Source organism: Proteocatella sp. QWL-06, from assembly GCF_058684135.1.
Genome location: NZ_CM178755.1, coordinates 574884 through 591986 on the forward strand (window position 1 = coordinate 574884; position 17103 = coordinate 591986).

The window sequence follows — 17103 nt, forward strand, 5'->3', positions numbered from 1 at the left end:
AGGAGAAGACATATGGGAAGAACAATGTATGGGTTGCTTGGAGAAAAGCTTGGACACAGCCTTTCGCCTTCTATTCATAAGATGATTTTTGAAGAGCTGGGCATCGATGCTGGCTATAATCTCTTTGAAGTGGAAAAGAGCGACCTGAAGGACGCGATGTATGGATTCAGGGCTCTTGGAATAAGAGGAATAAATGTCACGATACCATATAAGATTGCAGTGATGGAATATCTTGATGAGATATCACCTGAGGCGGCAAAGATATCAGCCGTTAACACGATATTTTTTGAAGATGGAAAGATGAAAGGCTACAACACGGATTATCACGGATTTGGGATGCTCCTGAAGCGAAATGGGATAGAGACCGAGGGCAGATCAGCGGTCATACTGGGAAGCGGCGGATCGGCAAAGGCAGTCTGGCAGTATCTTGCAGACAGCGGAGCCAGAGAAATCAAAGTAGTAAGCAGAGATTCCTCGAGGCAGATAACTGGCTTTGGGGACAGCTGCATCATATCCTATGAAGAGCTCAGGCAGATTGAAGCAGGAGACATAATAATAAACTGCACTCCCTCAGGAATGTATCCAAGGACAGAGGCATCGCCAGTGGAAAAGGAAGTAGTAAGCAGGTTCAAATCGGCAGTGGATCTCATATACAATCCAAAAGAAACCCTGTTTCTCAGATACGCGGATGAAAGCGGAATAAAGGCAGTTAATGGGCTTTATATGCTCGTAGGACAGGCAGTGAAGTCACAGGAAATATGGAATAACATCAGAATAAATGACGATGTCACAGAAAGCATATTCATGAGCACCAGTGAGCTTATATAGGAGATATTATGGAAAGAATTGATAAAAATATAGTGCTTATAGGCATGCCCGGATGCGGAAAAAGCTCGATAGGAAAAAAACTTGCAGAGATTTTGAAGCTTGAATTTTGCGATCTGGATTTTTACATCGAGGAAAAATGGAATATGAGCATCCCACAGATATTCGAAAAGGGGGAAGCTCACTTCAGGCAGATAGAGACCCGCGCGCTCGAGGAAGTCTCTGCTGAGGCTCCAAGGGTGATTTCAACAGGTGGAGGCATCGTAAAGGACTACAGGAATATAGAAATCCTGAGGAAGAATTCGGTGATAATATACATCAACAGACCGATAGAAGCTATAGCAGGAGACATAGAAATTGAAAACAGGCCTCTGCTGGCAGAAGGAAGGGAACGGGTATACATCCTCTATGAAGAACGCCACCAGCTCTATGAGGATTATTCAGACATGGAAATCCAAAATGATGAAAGCGAAGATGAAGCAGTTTTAAAAATAATCAGGAGCCTTTAGAAAATAAGCATTCTGAAAATCTTGACATATTTACCATGCAATTCTATAATTGTATGGTATGGAGGTGAGGCTTATGTCTGTGAATTCTTTTGAAGGTTATTATATGTCATGGAAGCCGGAAATAAACAAAAGTGACAAAGCGCTGTATCGCAGCCTGGCTGCAAAACTGGAAAGTGATATCAAAAACGGGATCCTTATGCCGGGGACAAAATTGCCGCCCCAGAGAGAGCTCGCGGATTTTCTTGATCTTAATTTGAGCACTGTGTCAAAGGCATTTAAATTATGTGAACTCAAGGGTCTGATAAGTGCGACTGCAGGAAGCGGAACCTTGGTAGCATATGACGCCCTTACAAGGGATCACCTGCTTACAGATGCTGACAATATAATTGATATGGGAGCCATCGCTCCGGAAAATTCTGCAAATGAGATGATTTTACAGCAGCTGAAATGCATGCTCAATGAGAAGGACGCTGGAAAATGGTTTTCCTGCAATCGACTCGGCGAGAGCGAATGGCAAAAAGAAGCTGCAGTAATGCTGATGAAAAAATGTGGTTATGAAACCAGCAGAGAGAAGATCCTGTTTGCAGCTGGAGGACAAAATGCACTGGTGGCAGTTCTTTCCGGTATATTCAGTCACGGGGACAAAATAGGTGTCGACAATCATATATACCCGGGAATAAAAACTGCTGCAGACATGCTTGGAATACAGCTTGTGCCAATACGGCCGAGCGGAGGATCCATGGACGCCGATGCTCTCATGTATTATTGTAAAAAAGAGGATCTCAAAGGAGTCTACCTTATTCCAGATTGTCAGGATCCAACTACGAATACGATGTCCTTCACGCAAAGAAAAATAATCGCATCGGTTATAAAAGAACAAAAGATATGGCTGATTGAAGATGCAACCTACAGTCTTATGAATGACAGGCCCATATCACCGGTTGCCTCTTTTATACCGGAGCAGTCTGTTTATATAACAAGCCTTTCGAAGTCACTGGCTCCAGGCCTCCGAATCGGCTATGCGTCAGTGCCGCTTTCTGTTAAATCTTCAATTTCACTTGCTCTCACAAGTCTTAATGTTTCAGTATCGCCACTGATGGCGGAGTTGTCAGCGAGACTGATTGTTTCGGGGCAGATAGATATCATTATAAGAGAGCATAAAGATAAAACGAAAGAGAGAAATGAACTGTTCAATAGATACTTTCCGTCGAATATCTACAGAGGTAATGAAAACAGTATCTTCCGATGGCTGCACCTTAAGGGAAGTATAAAAGGATCATACTTTGAACAAGCCGCTCTGGACAAGGGCGTTCAGGTTTATGCCGCTGAACGTTTTGCGGTGGGTAACACCGCTGCGGAAAGAGCCGTCCGTGTTGCAATATGTGCGCCCGAATCTGTTGAGGAGCTCGAAGAGGGCCTGAAAATCCTGCATGACATAATGAAATGAAACAATATGCGACGCCATACAATTTAGCCATTGTATGGCGTGTTTGTATTATATATTTCAAAAAGAAAATAAACGAAATGTTTTTCAAAAATACCCTTGACATTGACGCAGCGTAAACGTGTAATATTTAGCTATCGGGAGGTGGAATATGGAATATACAGTTCAGAAGCTGGCGAAGATGGCTGGAATAAGCACGCGTACGCTCAGCTGGACAGCCTTATAGAAAATGTAGACATGACGATATCATCAAGGAAAGGGGATTTGGATATGAGTGCCAGAGAGAAATTTGAAGGATTTAAGAAAAAGATTATTGATGAGAATGAGAAGAAATATGGAAATGAGATAAGAGGAAAATACGGAGATCAGGCGGTAGATGACTCAAACAGAGATGCGCAGATCTTCACAGGCAGTGGCTCAGCTTTTACTGGAAGAATTATACAAAAGAAGCTCATGCAGGTGTAGCGCAGATGTATGTCGATGATGAACGTTTTACGGCGTACTATGACAGGGACCAGCCAGGCATGGCAAAATTTCTGAGAGACGCTATTTTTATATACACGGAGGAGAAATAATAGTATAATATTCTGAAAGGTATTAATCTGAGTTATTATCTAATTATATTTGGAAAGGTTGAGAATATCATGAAGAAACTTATTAAAAACAATGTATACTGGGTAGGAAAGGTGGACTGGGAGCTTCAGAAATTCCACGGAGATGATTACTCCACACATAATGGTTCAAGCTACAATTCTTATCTTATAAGAGAAGAAAAGAACGTTTTGATTGATACGGTATGGATGCCATTTGGCAAGGAATTTGTTGAAAACCTGGCTTCAGAAATAGACCTTGAGGATATCGACTATATAATCATAAACCATGGCGAAGTGGATCATAGCGGGGCTCTCGTTGAGCTTATGAAAAGGATACCGGAAAAACCGATATACTGTACAGCAAACGCAGTGAAGTCACTTAAGGGTCAGTACCATCAGGACTGGAACCTCAATGTGGTAAAGACCGGAGACAAGCTTGACATCGGAAATGGAAAAGAACTTGTCTTTGTAGAAATGTCCATGCTTCACTGGCCAGACAGCATGGCTACGTATATGACTGGTGACAATATTCTTTTCAGCAATGACGCATTCGGACAGCACCTTGCAAGCGAGAGACTCTACAATGATCTTGTTGATCAGGGAGATCTTTTCAATGAGGCAATCAAATATTATGCAAATATAATAACTCCTTTCAGCGCGATACTCAGAAAGAAGCTCGATGAGATAATAGCGCTCAATCTTCCTATAGATATAATCGCTACGAGTCACGGGATAATCTGGAGAGACAATCCTATGCAGATAGTTGAAAAATATGTTCAGTGGGCAAATGACTATCAGGAAAATCAGATTACCATAATATATGACACTATGTGGAATGGAACAAAGACCATCGCTGAAAAAATAGCAGAGGGAATATTTGAGCAGGACAAGGATGTACAGTTAAAAGTATTCAATCTCGCGAAAAGCGACGAGAATGACCTGATAACAGAGATATTCAAGTCAAAGACCGTGCTTATTGGTTCTCCTACTGTTGGAAACAGTGTACTTCATTCAGTGGCAGGATTTATCCACATGGTCAAGGAGATGAAGTTCAAGAACAAAAAAGCTGCCGCGTTCGGTTGTTATGGCTGGAGCGGAGAGTCTGTAAAGGTAATAAATGAAATGATGAGCAAGGCCGGATTTGAGATAATTGATGATGGCTTCAGAAACATGTGGAACCCTGATGAGGACATGAAAAAATCAGCCTTTGAATATGGAAAGAGCATTGCTAAGGCATAATATGATTAATAAAGGGGCTGTCGGGAAATAGCCCCCAAAGAAAAAAGCGACTAGCTCGCTTTTTTTAATGCAAAAAAAAACACAAAAAAAAGATGACAAAATAATATTGCCATCTCTTTCCGTTATATTATAAAATATAACTACTCATGAAACAATATTATAACCAATTTTTTGAAAAAGGACAACAGGTTATTAATTTTAATTTTTACAATTTAGGTTTATCTGCTGACGATCCAGTCTATACCCTAATAAATATATTGGAGGATTTCGATTTTTCTAGCTTGCTGGCTAGATACTCAAACAAGGGAAGAAAAGGCTATAACCCTATTATGTTATTTGCAGTATTGCTTTACGCAAATATGAGAGGAATTAGAGCTGTTGACCGCATTGTAGAACTTTGCGAAAGAGATATAGCCTTTATTTGGCTGACAAAAGGCGAAAAGCCTCAAAGAGATACTTTCTATGCTTTCTTAAATGAAAAATTAACAAAGGAAATACTTGAAGATCTTCATTACCAATTCATAAGAATATTAGAAAAGAAGGGACTCGTTACTTTAAAAACCCTATTTATTGACGGCACTAAAATTGAAGCAAATGCAAATAGATATACATTTGTATGGAGAGGAACTGTAAATTATCATTTAGCAGGTCTTCTGGATAATATTGATAAGCTGTACCTAAGATATAATCAGTTTTTGGAATCTAAAAATTATCACAAAACCTATAACTTACCTTTAGAAACCATGTTTGTTGTGGAAGGAATTGATAAAGTTAAGGATATTATTGCTAAAAATAGAAAGCGAAAATCATTAAATCTGGAAAAAATTTCAAACAACTCAATCATTGAAATCGGCAATATATGTCCATTGAAATTAATTGAGCTTCAAGCAAACTTAAGTCGCATTGCTGACGCAGAAAAAATTCTCTTTGTTCATGGAAAGAGAAATAAAAAAAGTGAGCTGCAAAAACTCTATGAGGCAATTGAAGAAGCTTCAACAAGACTATTGAAATATAAAGAACATTTCAAGCTTATGGGAACTGATCGAAATAGTTATTCAAAAACAGATATAGAAGCAACCTTTATGCGTATGAAAGATGATCATATGCAAAATGGACAGTTAAAACCAGCATACAACGTTCAAATTGCAGTTGAAAATTACTTTATTATCCATACTTACATAAGCAATGACCGAACGGATTACAATACACTTATTCCTGTACTTGAAAAACATAAAGCTTATCTTAATAATTTTCCGCAGGAAGTGACGGCCGATAGTGGTTATTCCAGTGAAGCTAACTTAGTTTACCTTAAAAACAATAACATAGATTCATACATAAAACTTCAAATGCATGAAAAAATGAAAACCAGGGCGTACAAGAACGATCCCGGCAAGTTTTATAATATGGAAAAAATAATTACAGAAAACGGTGTTCAGTTCATATGCAAAGATGGACGAAAACTTCAATATGAACGCTCCGAATACAGAAAACATAATGGTTACAGAAGTAATTTCGAAGTCTACGCTTGCAAAGATTGCAGCGGATGCGAGTTTAAGCCACACTGTTTGTATAAATACAACGAAGAAAAAGATATCCACAAAAACAAAGTTATGAAGATAAATCTGCTTTGGGAAACCTTAAAGACAGAGTCCAATAATAATGTACAAAGTGAAAAAGGTATCTTGTATCGTCAGATACGTTCCATTCAGACCGAAGGTCATTTTGGAGACATCAAAGAAAATGATAATTTTAGAAGATTTAATCATCGGACATCTGAAAAAGTACATAAAGAGTTCTTTTTGTATGCTATAGGCAGAAATTTAAATAAGTATTATCGCTTCTCAAAAGAAATAATTAAGACCTATGAAGCAAAAATAGCTTAATCCTATCGGATTTTTATAAGTCATGAGAAATTATCAAGTGGCTTTTTTTGTCATACAATAAATATTGAATTAAACAAAAAAAATCCTAAATTATTCTGTGTTCTACGTTTTTGTAGATGTTGAATAATCTAGGATTCTTAATTATTAAAGTTTGGGGGTCAAAAAACTTCATTCTCCGACAGCCCCTTTTAAATTCAGATTTAAAGCCTGATCCAGTGACTCATGATGCTCCTGATCTCAAATCCTCTCTTTTTGTACATCTCATAAGCTACTGTATTGGGTTCGAGCACGATAAGCTCGACCTCCAGATTTTTTTCTGCAAGATGCTGTATTGCCGTTTCAAGGATCCTGCGGCCATATCCAAGGCCTCTCTTATCCCGGACTATTCCAAGATCAAACTTTCCTTTGCCATTCTCTCTGTCTTCATAGAAATCCAGAAAACCTGTCTTCACAGCGCCGTCCCATACGATAAAGTGTTCTGTGTCATCTCTTCCAGAAAAAGCCTCCAGCGCCTCATCTTCTCCCATGAAGCTTCTGTGAGGTGCTACCTCAAAACTGTCATTATAAAGCTGTGCATATTCCTTCATGCTTAGCTCTTGTATATCCCTCAGCTCAAGAGTATCGGTCTCCGGAGATATTCTGTCATGATTAAGCTTCATGATAAAGCTCCTGTAAGCCCTGTCGTATCGGTTCCTGCCTTTAAAAAGCTCCATGAGCCTGAGCTGAGAAGGATTATCTGAAAATCCCAGCCTTATATCTGCAGCGCCATTTTCCTCTGCAAAGGCCTTCAGCCTGTCTACAGTTTCCAGAATCCCATTTTCAATGCAACTTCTGCAGGATTTTTCGCAGTCTTCAAAGTAAGACTGGATAGCAGATACTTTGTGTATATATGCGCAGCCCAGAGTCTCTATGGTCTCCATGACCAGAAACCCCTTGCAGGTAACTTCCCGGTCATTAAATGCGAAAAACATGCCTCTTCCTCGGTCATATATCTTGCCTTCTATACACTTCCTTATGTAATCATCCTCAAGCTTATCGTTGATCCTCATATAGCTGACAGCCTGTGCTTTTTCATCTTCATCCATATCTGAATAAGATATCACTCTTGATTCTGAACCTTTCCTCAGCTCCCTGATTTTCATTATAACAAGAGTAATGAGGGGCAGAAGGTACAGATAGAAAGCGTAGGGTATGAACCCGGAGTAGCTTACGTCCATCGTCGTGGTTGGAAGAAATGCGGCCGTATTCCATGGAATCAGCGCAGAGAGGACTATACCTGTATTTTCAAGGTTGAGCGCAAAATCGTATTTGTGGATGCTGCGGTTCTCATATGTCTTTTTCATGAGCTGGCTCGTCAGGACTGTAGATATGGACTGGCTGCAGCCAAAAGCAGCAGTAACTATGCTCACTATGATGGTATAAAAAAACACCTCGGCGCGCGAGGTCGCTTTTTTCAGAAGGCTCTCAACGCTCATCAGCATCTGTGTGCCCTCGAATATGCCGGCGATAGCGCACGATATGACTACGGCGACCGAGGCCTTCCACATTGATATTATTCCTCCGCCTTTTATAATTCCATGAAGCGGGTTTTCGGGTTCAAGATAAAATCCGAAAATCAGCTGCCTTAGTACATCCAGAGGCGACTGATCCTGCATGACAATACTTATGACAGCTGCAGAAAGGATGCTCAGGCTCATGGAAATCCGGACATTTATCCGCATAAGTGAGAAGACAAGTATTATGAGTGCAGGAATCAGTACAGGCCATGATATATCAAAGGTTGAATTGATGTCAGAGAAAATCCCTGTCTGCTCATAGACAAGAGGCTGACGCAGTGAAAATATTCCGTAAAGCGCTACGGTTATTATGAACGGCAGCACAGAGCTTTCGAACATGTTCCTTATGTTCGTGAACAGCTCGGTATCTGTAAGGCTTGCAACCAGGCTGGCGCTTGAAGACATCGGAGAGCATCTGTCTCCGAAATAGGATCCGGATATTATCGCTCCTGCCGCAAGATTCACATCGACATTTCCGCCCTTGGCCATTACTATCAGAGCAATTCCCACGGTACCTACAGTCCCGAGCGAGGTGCCAAGCAGAAAAGATGTGGCAGCTGTTATGAGGAATGCATACATTATGAAATAGTCCGGATTCATGATATTTATCCCATAATAAACTATGGCAGGCACGGTTCCCGAAGCCATCCAGACAGAAGTAATGGCCCCTATCAGTATGAATATCCTTAGCACTACAAAGGCCTTCCTGCTTCCTTCGTATGACATGGAAAGTATGTCCCTGGCAGAAAACCCTCTCTTCAGTGATATGACAGAAAAAATGAGAAAGCTGAGTATGAGGGGAATCCCTACGAATATGCTGTTGCTCACAGAGTAAATCAGTGCTGAAAAGCTTATGATCATTCCGGCTGCTATATCCATTCTATGGTCTCCTTTTCAGGTTGTTATGTATAGTTATCGCTTTTAGTTTTATGTTAATACAAATGCGGTGATTGCGCAATGAAAAATGACACAAGAATATTATTTTTTTTGAAAGCTTGCACAATTTTGAATATAAGGTTAATATAATATTGTCACAATAAACAAAGTCGAAGGGAGATCGATATGAAAAAGTACGTAGATTACATAGTTAAGCAGGCAACACAGCTGCTGTCCATAGACAGCCCATCAGGATTTACTGAGGAAGTAACAAATTATCTTATGAAAGAATTCGCAGATATAGGTTACGAATCATACAAAACCGTAAAAGGCGGAGTTATGGCTGAGATACCTGGAAAGAAGAGAGATGACGCTGTGATGCTGGATGCCCACGTGGATACGCTCGGAGCTATGGTGGCAGAGATAAAATCAAATGGAAGACTCAGATTAGCTGCCGTTGGAGGTCTAAACGCCAATAATGTCGAGACTGAGATATGCAGGATACATACAAAATCAGGACAGATTTACGAAGGCACGTGCCAGCTGATCAATGCCTCCACTCATGTAAATGGAGAATACAGCAACATAAAGCGCAGTTTTGACACTGTCGAGATAGTGATCGATGAAAAAACTTCTTCGAAGGAAGAGACCAGGAAGCTGGGTATAAGCAACGGAGACTATGTATGCTTCTCGCCAGCTACAAGAATCACTGAAAGCGGATATATAAAGAGCCGTTTTCTCGATGACAAGCTGAGCGCGGCAATACTTCTTGGATATGCTAAGTACCTCAAGGATGAGAAAATCGAGCCGGAAAGGACTGTGTTCCAGCACTTTACTGTATTTGAGGAGGTAGGACACGGCGCGAGCGCATCGGTTCCTGAAAACGTAAAGGAAATACTGTCAGTCGACATGGGCTGTGTAGGAGAAGGGCTTGAATGCACTGAGCACGAGGTATCCATATGCGTAAAGGACAGCGGAGGCCCATATCACTACGATATAGTAAAGGCCCTCATAGGAGCGGCAGAAAAAGCTGGTATAGGATATGCTGCTGACGTATATCCGTTTTATGCATCAGATGTAGATGCTACGCTCAAGGCTGGCTTTGACTTCAGGCATGGACTCATAGGACCAGGAGTATATGCATCTCACGGATATGAAAGAAGCCATATGGATGGAGTGGAAAATACGCTGAAGCTTCTGATTGAATATCTGAAATAGGAATTGAAATAGATGTCTTAACGTGTTAAAATGATAGTACATCCGAAAAGGCAAACCATTTGAAAGAATGGGACGCAAAACTAAAGGGCCTCACTCCTTATAAGGAGCTGGCAGCAAAGAATGAAAGCCTTAAAGCAGGAAAATCCGTGATTCAGAAGGATTCAAAAGTACAGGCAAAGTCGGAAAAAGTAAAGCCGGAAAAATCAAAGACAGAAAAACCAAAAGCTGAAAAAGCAAAGCCATCCAGCGCAAAAGTACAGTCAAAGGCAAAAGGAAAATAAATTCAACAGAGTAAAATTGCAGCTGCCCCCGTGAAAACACGGAGGCAGCTTTTTAGCGCGTTAAATTATCTTGAAGTCACGAATCTCACCTCAAGCCTGTCAGGTCTTGAATAGCTCTCGGTATACTCAACCAGGTTTCCAGAACTGTCGTAGCCAAATATCTCGATATGATTGACTATATTTTCATCGGTGAGTCGAAGATGAGAGCTCATTTTCCTGTCTGCGCTCATCATGGTCATGGTTTCCCTGAAATTACAGGGAAGGTGATTCTTGGATGCCATGTAGTCATAAAGAGATACTCTTTCAAAATTATATCCGGCGATGTCTGGAAAGAATTTCAGCGGCAGATAGGTGTACTCTATGGCAAGCGGCTCACGGTTTCCATAACGGATACGGTGGATTCCGTATATCGGTTCATCCGGATTCAGGCCGAGCTTGTGTGAAAAATACCGGGATCCCTCTATCGTCCCTGTGCACAGCAGCTTGTTTGATATCTCGATTCCGAAATTCCTCACAAGCGATGTAAAGCTGGCATTTTCAGATTCATTTAGGACTCCGAGCGCAACCTTGTTGCTTTCAGCCTTCTTGACAAAGGTACCCTTTCCCTGAATCCTGGTGAGATATCTTCGCTTTACAAGGCTTTCGATCGCATTTCTCACAGTCTGTCTGCTCACGCCATAAATCTGTGAGAGGTTTCTTTCGCTCGATATCATCTCCCCCGGGAGATACTCCTGTCTTTCGATACGGTCAATAATTATATCTTCTATATCAGCAGATGTAATTTTTTCTTTACTCATAAATCCTCACTTTCAGGCATATGATCTTATTCTGATAATTTTCTTATGAATGCAAATCTCTCCATCCTCATTATATTCTCAAAGAATATGACAAGCTTTCCTGTATTGTCATAAACGAATCCCTTATGTTTCATCACAGGGGTTCCGAGATCAGTATCAAGCAGCTGAGATTCGGTTTCATTGGTATATACCAGCGTTATTTTCTGGTTTGAGTTTTCTATGTCATGCTTGAGATATTTCTTCAGGACTTTAGAGGTGGAGTGCAACATCAGTTCATCTTTTGAAAGCTTCGTGACGGCATCGCATGGAATATGGGAAATTTCAATTTCAACTGGTATGGTATTTTCCATAACTAATTTTGTGATCCGGAATATTTCGCTTCCTCGGGGGAGGAGCATTTTCTCTGATAGCCTTGGATCGCAGTGGATGATTTCAAATGAATGAAGCTTGTATTCCAGGCTGGAAACATCTTCGTAATAGTCGTGGCTGAATGGATTTGTGTATTTGATTATTCTGGGTTTCTCAACAAAATACCCCTTTCTTTCCTCGGATCTTATTATCCGCTCCTGTACAAGTATGCCGAGTGCGCTTCGGACGGTCTGCCTGTTTACGCTGAAAAGCTCTGAAAAAGCCCGTTCTGAAGGCAGCTTGTCGCCTGGAATATACCCCTCGCTGGACAGCAGGTGTTCGATTTCTTTTGCAATTGTGATATCAAGCGTAAGTAGATTTTTTCGCATCTTCAGACCTCGCGTTTTTGAAATTTTGGAATTTTATATAAATTGATTATAAACTCATTTTTAAATCGAGTCAACGGGACTGAAATGTTCCCGAAAGGTTGAAAGTTGTCCAAGTTGTAATAATATTCTAAAAATTGAAAATTAAATATTGCATTCTTGGGATTATACTGGTATATTAATTATGAAAAGTGGTTGAGAAAATACTGATGCTCAGAATTAGGACCTCGGGTAGGAAATCTGAGTCGTTTATCAAAGAGGTGAAAAAATGTCTGAATCGATTGTATCATTAATTGATGTTGAAAAGAGTTTTGGAAATAATAAGGTAGTAAAGAAGATGAACATGGAGATAAAGGAAGGCGAATTTCTTACTCTGCTGGGACCATCTGGCTGTGGAAAAACCACTACATTAAGGATGATAGCAGGATTTGAAGAAGCTACTTCAGGGATCATAAAAGTTCAGGGCGAGAGGGTTGAGGATAAGGAGCCTTTCGAGAGAGATGTAAATACGGTATTTCAGAATTATGCACTGTTTCCCCACATGACCGTATTTGACAATATCGCATACGGCCTGAAGATAAAGAAAAGGCCAAAAGAAGAGATATCACTAAGAGTAAACGCCATGCTGGACCTCGTGCAGCTGAGAGGCTATGAAGGCAGAAAGCCGGATGCGCTTTCCGGCGGACAGAAGCAGAGGGTGGCTATAGCAAGGGCTCTCATAAACGATCCAAAGGTGCTGCTGCTTGACGAACCTCTCGGAGCGCTGGATTTAAAGCTCAGAAAGCAGATGCAGGTTGAGCTCAAGCGCCTTCAGAAAAAGCTTGGGATAACGTTCGTATATGTTACTCATGACCAGGAGGAAGCGCTCACTATGAGCGACAGGATAGCGGTAATGAATGAGGGTATAATTGAACAGCTGGCATCGCCTATGGAAATATATGACAGGCCGCTGACTAAATTCGTTGCAGGATTCATAGGAGAGTCCAATATATTCGATGGAAAGGTTACTGGATCTGCCAATGGGATTATCGAGGTCGAGACGCATGCCGGAACTGTAAGAGTAAAAGGGGAAGGTTTTGAAAAAGGGGAAGCTATCCATGTTTCAATAAGGCCGGAGTACATAAAGGTGAGCAGGGATAATGCAGAGGGATTTGATCTCAGGGGAACCGTCAAAGATTTCATATATATGGGAACTGTCGTAAAAACCTCAGTCGATCTCAAGGACGGAACAGAGATAAAGTACTCAAGATTTGAAAAGGATGATGATTTCAGAGAAGGAGACACGCTAAGTGTTTACTGGAATCCTGAAAGAGCTGTTGCAATAAAAGCTGTGAAATAGTCTGGAGGATGAAATGAATCGAAAAAACAATTTTAAGAAAAATACGCTTCCTGCGATTGCCATGGCCGGTCCGGTGTCGCTGTGGATGATACTTTTCGTAGCGCTTCCGATGCTCTTTATAATATACATAAGCTTCATGTCCAGAGGAGTGTTTGGGGACGTGGTCTATGAGTTTTCGACTGACAGCTACAAGACGCTTCTGGACAGCGTATATTTCAAGGTAATAGTAAAATCAATAAGAGCAGCGTTTATAACTACTGTGCTCTGTCTGCTGGCAGGGTATCCATTCGCATACTACATAGCAAAACAGCCCAAAGAGAAGGCGTCAAAGCTGATAATGCTCATAATGATACCGTTCTGGACGAACTCCCTGATGAGGCTCAACAGCTGGCTGCTCCTGTTTCAGACGAGCGGTCCTGTAAACAGTCTTCTTCAGAGTACGGGAATAGTAGATGCTCCAGTGGGATTCGTATATACGGACGGACTCGTAATGCTTGGTATGATAACCAACATGCTGCCGTTTGCGGTGCTGCCTATGTACAGCTCCATAGAAAAGCTCAGCAAGTCTCTTCTTGAGGCATCGGCGGACCTTGGGGCATCAAGGAGGGAAACCTTCTTCAATATAACTCTGCCGCTGACATTCCCGGGGATATTTTCTTCGATAATACTGGTATTCATACCTTCGCTTGGAATCTATACCGTAACTGACATGCTTGGAGGAGGAAAAGTACTCTACATAGGTAACATAATCAAGAATCAGTTCGGCGCGATAAGAAACTGGCCTCTGGGGGCAGCGCTTTCAGTGCTTCTTATTGTAATCACGGGACTTCTTATCTTCATATATACCAGATTTGCAAAAATAGAAGATATGGAGGTAGTATAGATGAGCCTTTCAAAGAAGCAGAAAAGACAGAGAAGAGAAGACATAATTGGAGCGCTCTACTCCATCCTCATATACTCGGTGCTTTATATACCGGTGCTGGTAATGATGATATTCTCATTTAATGATCAGAGATACAATTATTACTGGAACGGCTTCACGACGCAGTGGTATTCAAAGCTGTTCAGCAACTCGGCTGTAATCGGCAGCCTCTGGTACTCTGTCATAATAGCGGTGCTGGCGACGGTGATATCCGTTACCATAGGAACCATAGGAGCGCTAGGATTGAGGAAATATGAGTTCAGAGGAAGAAAGTTCGTAAACAACATGCTCTATATTCCTATAATTGTTCCCGAGATAGTAATGGCGGTAGCGCTTCTTATAATATTCATGAAGATAGGCATCGCTCTTGGTATGGGCACTATACTTATTGGTCACTGCACGTTCTGCATACCTTATGCAGTCGTGACCATAAAGGGGCGTATAAGCGGAGACGGATACAGTATGGAAGAGGCGTCCATGGATCTTGGCGCAAACAGGATACAGACCTTCCTGAGAGTAACTCTTCCAAGCATAATGCCAGGAGTCATGAGTGCGGCATTCCTGTCATTCACGCTATCCATAGATGACGTAGTAATGAGCAATATGCTCGCCGGAGCCAAGAACTCGACCCTTCCGGTGCTGATACTTTCCATGAACAAGACAGGGGTGACTCCCGACGTAAACGCACTCACAACAATCATGATTCTAATCATTGTAGCGGCAATGATCCTGAATAATTCAATCAAGCATGCGTTAAACAAGCGCAATAAAAAGGAGGCAGAAATATGAAGAAACTGATTTCATTATTACTTACCATGGCGATGTCCATGGCACTTCTCACAGGCTGCGGAGGATCAGACAGCGGAGCATCAGAGGAGACGACTGAGGCGGCGGCGAGCACAGAGCTTAACATTTACATGTGGCAGCAGTACATATCTGATGATCTTATCGCAAAATTTGAGGAAGAGAACAACTGCAAGGTCAATCTTTCTTATATGAGCGACAATGCAGATGCCATCACAAAGCTTACTGCAGGTGGAGGCCAGGAATATGACCTTATCATGACATGCGATGCATACATGGAATCGCTTGTGGCAGGAGACTATGTTGAAAAGATAAATTTTGACAATGTTCCAAATGCATCAAACATCAATGAGTCATACTGGACAGCCAAAGAATACTGCGTGCCTTACCTTATGAACTATATATACGTAGTATATAACAAGGACACATGCCCGGTAGAAATCAAGAGCTACAATGACCTTATAAACCCAGCTCTCAAGGGGCAGATAGCTTCGATAGACGGAGCGAGAAATCTCTTCCCTATAGCGCTTGTTGCACTTGGATATGATCCAAACTCTACTGAGGAAAGCGAAATAGCAGAGGCTTACGAATGGCTTGTAAAATACAATGAGAACGTTGTGGCATACGGAAACGCAGAGCAGAACCTTACAAACGGAACGGCTTCAGTAGCCTTCACTTACGATGGAAATGCTTCATGGGCAATGGCTGAGCTTGGAGAAAAGAACAATCTTGTAATAGCTGATTTTGAAAATGATCCTGTACAGCTTGGATTTGACCTTTATGTAGTGCCAAAGGGAGCAAAGCATGTAGACCTTGCAGAAAAGTTCCTGAACTACATCTGTGACCCTGAGGTCATGGCAGCAAACCTTGTTGAATACCCATATTCATGTCCAAATGATGCAGCAGTGGAAGCAGCTTCAGACACTTATAAAAATGACCCTGCAAGAGACTTCGACTACAAGCAGAACGTATTCTTCCAGGAAGATGTCGGAGAGGCGATCACAATATACAATGATTACTATCAGAAGCTGAAGGTAGGCGAATAATTCAGACTATAGCTTGAGGAGACGGAAATAATGTTAAAATTTGACGAACAGAAACAGCTCGACAGCGTAAATGGAGCATTGGCGCTGAGAGGACAGATTGAATCGATCGTAGATGATATCTGCAAAAAAGGCTACAGGAACATCTGCTGGCTGGGCATAGGAGGCACTTATGCTTCATGTCTTCAGGCAGAGATCCATATGAAGGAAAGATCAGGCATAAACTTTTATGTAGAAAATGCAGCAGAGTACCTCGTTACAGGAAACAGAAAGGTAGGAGAAGGAACGGTAGTAATAATTTCTTCTGTTACAGGAAGCACTTCTGAGATGGTTGACGGGGTAAGAAAGGCTCAGGAAGATGGAGCAGTGGTCATCGGATTCGTGGACGTAGCTGATACAAAGCTCGCGAAGATGGTGGATCATCTGATTTCATTCCCGCTCAATGAGCAGCTCAAGTTCTTCATGACAGCTGACAGGTTCATGTACAATGCAGGAGAATTTGATGAGTATAATGAGCTTTACTCAGAGCTCGAGCAGCATCTTGCCGCAGCGCTTGTCGAGGTGGAAAAGTCCGCTGACGAGCTGGGACAGAGAATAGCCGAAAAGCACATGAATGACAGCATACATTACTTTGTCGGGGCAGGAAATCAGTATGGAGCGACATACTCCTATGCAATGTGCTACTGGGAAGAGCAGCACTGGATAAGGACTAAATCAATACACAGCGCAGAATTCTTCCACGGGATGTTTGAAATAATAGACAGAGACACTGCGGTTACAGTGTTCGTAGGCGAAGATTCTCAGAGGGCCCTCAGCGAGAGAGTTGCCAGATTCCTGCCAAGGATATGCGCAAACTATAACATAATCGATACAAAGGATTATGAGCTCAAGGGAATAAGCGAGAAGTTCAGAGGCCATCTTTCGCATCTTCTGATGAGAGTAATAACCAACAGAGTGGATGTCCATATAGAGAGGCTGAACTGCCATCCAATGGAGATAAGAAGATATTACAGACAGCTGGATTATTAACACAGCTGATT

General features: G+C 41.6%; 16 protein-coding genes, 1 pseudogene and 1 riboswitch. Of the genes and pseudogenes, 14 read left to right on the plus strand and 3 right to left on the minus strand.

What is annotated here, in order from left to right:
• The first annotated feature begins 12 nt into the window (after positions 1-12).
• The 7 genes and pseudogenes from aroE (at position 13) to AC4PGZ_RS02845 (ending at position 6493) form a co-directional block, all read left to right on the plus strand.
• Positions 13-828: a shikimate dehydrogenase gene (gene aroE / locus AC4PGZ_RS02815; RefSeq protein WP_492159526.1), complete on the plus strand. Its 816-nt coding sequence runs from the start codon at positions 13-15 to the stop codon at positions 826-828.
• A gap of 8 nt (positions 829-836) precedes the next feature.
• Positions 837-1334 carry a shikimate kinase gene (locus tag AC4PGZ_RS02820; protein ID WP_492159527.1) on the plus strand — a complete coding sequence of 166 codons (498 nt, stop codon included), beginning with the start codon at positions 837-839 and terminating at the stop codon, positions 1332-1334.
• 73 nt (positions 1335-1407) lie between these two features.
• Positions 1408-2781, plus strand: a complete 1374-nt coding sequence (locus AC4PGZ_RS02825) for an aminotransferase-like domain-containing protein (protein ID WP_492159528.1) — start codon at positions 1408-1410, stop codon at positions 2779-2781.
• A 141-nt stretch (positions 2782-2922) separates the two neighbouring features.
• A complete protein-coding gene (locus tag AC4PGZ_RS02830) occupies positions 2923-3243 on the plus strand; it encodes a hypothetical protein (protein WP_492159529.1) in 321 nt (106 codons plus the stop codon).
• A pseudogene (locus tag AC4PGZ_RS02835) lies at positions 3225-3353 on the plus strand (TipAS antibiotic-recognition domain-containing protein); the annotation flags it as partial. The gene AC4PGZ_RS02830 and the pseudogene AC4PGZ_RS02835, both read left to right, overlap by 19 nt.
• Positions 3354-3422: 69 nt before the next feature.
• Entirely contained in the window at positions 3423-4610 is a 1188-nt protein-coding gene (locus tag AC4PGZ_RS02840; RefSeq protein WP_492159530.1) for an anaerobic nitric oxide reductase flavorubredoxin, read from the plus strand.
• Between the two features lie 146 nt (positions 4611-4756).
• Positions 4757-6493, plus strand: a complete 1737-nt coding sequence (locus AC4PGZ_RS02845) for an IS1182 family transposase (protein ID WP_492159531.1) — start codon at positions 4757-4759, stop codon at positions 6491-6493.
• Between the two features lie 200 nt (positions 6494-6693).
• Here the strand turns inward: AC4PGZ_RS02845 and AC4PGZ_RS02850 are convergent, their stop codons facing one another.
• Complete coding sequence (locus AC4PGZ_RS02850) at positions 6694-8928, minus strand: GNAT family N-acetyltransferase (protein ID WP_492159532.1); 2235 nt, start codon at positions 8926-8928, stop codon at positions 6694-6696.
• 183 nt (positions 8929-9111) lie between these two features.
• On the opposite strand from AC4PGZ_RS02850, the gene AC4PGZ_RS02855 reads away from it, so the two are divergent.
• Together AC4PGZ_RS02855 and AC4PGZ_RS02860 are read left to right on the plus strand one after the other, a co-directional pair.
• Positions 9112-10143, plus strand: a complete 1032-nt coding sequence (locus AC4PGZ_RS02855; RefSeq protein ID WP_492159533.1) for a M42 family metallopeptidase — start codon at positions 9112-9114, stop codon at positions 10141-10143.
• A gap of 39 nt (positions 10144-10182) precedes the next feature.
• A riboswitch (cyclic di-GMP riboswitch) is annotated at positions 10183-10268 on the plus strand.
• A gap of 21 nt (positions 10269-10289) precedes the next feature.
• Complete coding sequence (locus AC4PGZ_RS02860) at positions 10290-10424, plus strand: hypothetical protein (RefSeq protein WP_492159534.1); 135 nt, start codon at positions 10290-10292, stop codon at positions 10422-10424.
• 65 nt (positions 10425-10489) lie between these two features.
• Here the strand turns inward: AC4PGZ_RS02860 and AC4PGZ_RS02865 are convergent, their stop codons facing one another.
• Positions 10490-11221 (minus strand): GntR family transcriptional regulator, encoded by a 732-nt coding sequence (locus AC4PGZ_RS02865; protein ID WP_492159535.1) that lies wholly within the window; start codon positions 11219-11221, stop codon positions 10490-10492.
• Positions 11222-11247: 26 nt separating this feature from the next.
• On the minus strand, positions 11248-11958 hold the full coding sequence (locus AC4PGZ_RS02870) for a GntR family transcriptional regulator (RefSeq protein ID WP_492159536.1): 711 nt from the start codon (positions 11956-11958) through the stop codon (positions 11248-11250).
• Positions 11959-12223: 265 nt separating this feature from the next.
• Between AC4PGZ_RS02870 and AC4PGZ_RS02875 the strand changes: the two genes are divergently transcribed.
• Genes AC4PGZ_RS02875 through AC4PGZ_RS02895 form a run of 5 tightly spaced genes read left to right on the plus strand, consistent with a single transcriptional unit; the run spans position 12224 to position 17092 of the window.
• Positions 12224-13294 (plus strand): ABC transporter ATP-binding protein, encoded by a 1071-nt coding sequence (locus AC4PGZ_RS02875; RefSeq protein ID WP_492159537.1) that lies wholly within the window; start codon positions 12224-12226, stop codon positions 13292-13294.
• Positions 13295-13307: 13 nt separating this feature from the next.
• The gene (locus AC4PGZ_RS02880) at positions 13308-14177 is read left to right on the plus strand and encodes an ABC transporter permease (RefSeq protein WP_492159538.1); all 870 of its coding nucleotides are present in this window, start codon (positions 13308-13310) and stop codon (positions 14175-14177) included.
• A complete protein-coding gene (locus AC4PGZ_RS02885) occupies positions 14178-15005 on the plus strand; it encodes an ABC transporter permease (protein ID WP_492159539.1) in 828 nt (275 codons plus the stop codon). It abuts the gene before it with no gap.
• A complete protein-coding gene (locus AC4PGZ_RS02890) occupies positions 15002-16066 on the plus strand; it encodes an ABC transporter substrate-binding protein (protein ID WP_492159540.1) in 1065 nt (354 codons plus the stop codon). Before AC4PGZ_RS02885 ends, AC4PGZ_RS02890 begins: the two co-directional genes overlap by 4 nt.
• Positions 16067-16096: 30 nt before the next feature.
• The gene (locus AC4PGZ_RS02895) at positions 16097-17092 is read left to right on the plus strand and encodes an SIS domain-containing protein (RefSeq protein ID WP_492159541.1); all 996 of its coding nucleotides are present in this window, start codon (positions 16097-16099) and stop codon (positions 17090-17092) included.
• Positions 17093-17103: the final 11 nt, after the last annotated feature.

What these genes read in the sequence shown, in the direction of transcription:
- AC4PGZ_RS02845 (WP_492159531.1), top strand. Translation starts at nt 4,757, where the DNA reads ATGAAACAATATTATAACCAATTTTTTGAAAAAGGACAACAGGTTATT.
- AC4PGZ_RS02895 (WP_492159541.1), top strand. Translation starts at nt 16,097, where the DNA reads ATGTTAAAATTTGACGAACAGAAACAGCTCGACAGCGTAAATGGAGCA.
- AC4PGZ_RS02855 (WP_492159533.1), top strand. Translation starts at nt 9,112, where the DNA reads ATGAAAAAGTACGTAGATTACATAGTTAAGCAGGCAACACAGCTGCTG.
- AC4PGZ_RS02840 (WP_492159530.1), top strand. Translation starts at nt 3,423, where the DNA reads ATGAAGAAACTTATTAAAAACAATGTATACTGGGTAGGAAAGGTGGAC.
- aroE (WP_492159526.1), top strand. Translation starts at nt 13, where the DNA reads ATGGGAAGAACAATGTATGGGTTGCTTGGAGAAAAGCTTGGACACAGC.
- AC4PGZ_RS02820 (WP_492159527.1), top strand. Translation starts at nt 837, where the DNA reads ATGGAAAGAATTGATAAAAATATAGTGCTTATAGGCATGCCCGGATGC.
- AC4PGZ_RS02875 (WP_492159537.1), top strand. Translation starts at nt 12,224, where the DNA reads ATGTCTGAATCGATTGTATCATTAATTGATGTTGAAAAGAGTTTTGGA.
- AC4PGZ_RS02850 (WP_492159532.1), bottom strand. Translation starts at nt 8,928, where the DNA reads ATGGATATAGCAGCCGGAATGATCATAAGCTTTTCAGCACTGATTTAC.
- AC4PGZ_RS02890 (WP_492159540.1), top strand. Translation starts at nt 15,002, where the DNA reads ATGAAGAAACTGATTTCATTATTACTTACCATGGCGATGTCCATGGCA.
- AC4PGZ_RS02870 (WP_492159536.1), bottom strand. Translation starts at nt 11,958, where the DNA reads ATGCGAAAAAATCTACTTACGCTTGATATCACAATTGCAAAAGAAATC.
- AC4PGZ_RS02885 (WP_492159539.1), top strand. Translation starts at nt 14,178, where the DNA reads ATGAGCCTTTCAAAGAAGCAGAAAAGACAGAGAAGAGAAGACATAATT.
- AC4PGZ_RS02825 (WP_492159528.1), top strand. Translation starts at nt 1,408, where the DNA reads ATGTCTGTGAATTCTTTTGAAGGTTATTATATGTCATGGAAGCCGGAA.
- AC4PGZ_RS02880 (WP_492159538.1), top strand. Translation starts at nt 13,308, where the DNA reads ATGAATCGAAAAAACAATTTTAAGAAAAATACGCTTCCTGCGATTGCC.
- AC4PGZ_RS02865 (WP_492159535.1), bottom strand. Translation starts at nt 11,221, where the DNA reads ATGAGTAAAGAAAAAATTACATCTGCTGATATAGAAGATATAATTATT.